Source organism: Mycobacterium sp. TH-M15, assembly GCF_057473705.1.
Genome location: NZ_JBYCLB010000270.1, coordinates 1 through 1657, shown reverse-complemented (window position 1 = coordinate 1657; position 1657 = coordinate 1). Strand labels below are relative to the sequence as shown.

General features: G+C 70.8%; 1 protein-coding gene and 1 pseudogene. Both read left to right on the top strand.

The genetic code is table 11. From position 1 onward, the window contains the following. Positions 1–316, top strand: a pseudogene (locus tag AC2VNT_RS06410) (LLM class F420-dependent oxidoreductase); the annotation flags it as partial. Between the two features lie 3 nt (positions 317–319). Continuing rightward, positions 320–1657: neutral/alkaline non-lysosomal ceramidase N-terminal domain-containing protein (locus tag AC2VNT_RS06405; protein ID WP_486946056.1), on the top strand; the 1338-nt coding region annotated here is incomplete at its 3' end.

Below are 1657 nucleotides of genomic sequence, written 5' to 3'. Positions count from 1 at the left end.
CGCCGCCCTGCGGCGGGCCGCGCGGGCCGACGGGTGGATGCACGGCGGCGGCACCGACGACCTGGACCAGATGATCGGACGGCTACGGCAGCTGCGCGAGGATGAGGGCCGCACCGGGCCGTTCGAGATCCACGTGATCTCCCTCGACGGGTTCACCCTGGACGGCATCAAACGCCTGGAGGACAAGGGCGTCACCGACGTTATCGTCGGCTTCCGCGTCCCTTACGTCCTCGGCCCGGACACCGAACCGCTGGCGGACAAGATCCGTCACCTGGAGCACTTCGCCGAACGGGTGATCGCGAAGACGAACAGCTGAGCGATGGCAGCCGAGTACCTGGCCGGATGCGGCATCGGAGATATCACCGGGGAGCCGGCCGAGTGCGGCATGCTCGGCTACGGGGTGCACAGCCAGGTCACCACCGGGCTGCACAACCGGCTTCGCGCACGCGCTTTCCTGCTCGCCGACGCGGCCACCGCCACCCAGCTGCTACTGGTGGTCTGCGAACTACCGCTGCTGCTGGGCAGTGTGCACCACGAGGTGCTGCGTCGGCTACGCGCGATCTACGGCGACCGGTACACGTTCGCCAACGTGATGCTCACCGCGACCCACACCCATTGCGGCCCAGGTGGATACGGCGACCACTGGCCGTACAACTCCAACACCCACGGCTTCCGGCCGCAGACGTTCGGGGCGATCGTCGACGGGATCATGGAGGCCGTCGCCGCCGCACACGCCGACCTGGCCCCGGCGGAGCTGCGCATCGCGGCCGGGGAGCTGCGTGACGCGAGCATCAACCGGTCACCGACGGCGTTCCGACGCAACCCGGCGGCCGACAAGGACCACTTCCCGGACGAAATCGACCCACAGACAACGCTGTTGCGCATCGAGCGGGACAGTCGGCTGGTCGGCGCGCTGAACTGGTTCGCCACCCACGGCACCAGCATGACCAACCGGAACACCTTGATCACCGGCGACAACAAGGGCTACGCGGCGTACCGCTGGGAGCGGCTCGACCGGGAGGTCGACTATCTGGCCGACGGCCGGCCGGATCTGGTGGCGGCCTTCGCCCAGACCAACAGCGGCGACATGTCGCCGAACCTCAACCGCCGCCCCGGCAGCGGGCCGACCGAGGACGAGTTCGAGAACACCCGGATCATCGGGGCGCGGCAGACCACCGCCGCGACAACCCTGGCGGCCGGGCCGGGTCAGGTGCTCGCCGGCGGTCTGGATCTGCGCTCCTGCTACGTCAACCTCGCCGACTTCGTGGTGCGGCCCGAATTCACCGGCGACGGCCGCACCCACCGCACCGGACCGGCGCTGGCCGGCGCCGCCGCGCTGGCCGGCACCGAGGAAGGACCCGGGCCGCTGCACCCGCTGGTCAAGCAGGGCCGCAACCCGGTGATCGACGGCCTGGTGCGCAACCTGGCCTATCGACTGTCGCCACGGCTGCGGGACGCGCACGCCCCCAAGGCCGCACTGCTGCCCGGTGCCCGGCTGAACCGGGTGCTGCCGTCGATCGCCGAGCGTGCCCCGGTGCAGCTGCTGCGCATCGGCCGGCTGTACCTGATCGGCATCCCCGCCGAGGTGACCATCGTGGCCGGTCTGCGGCTGCGCCGGACGGTGGCCGGCATCGTCGGCGCCGAGCTGGACGACGTG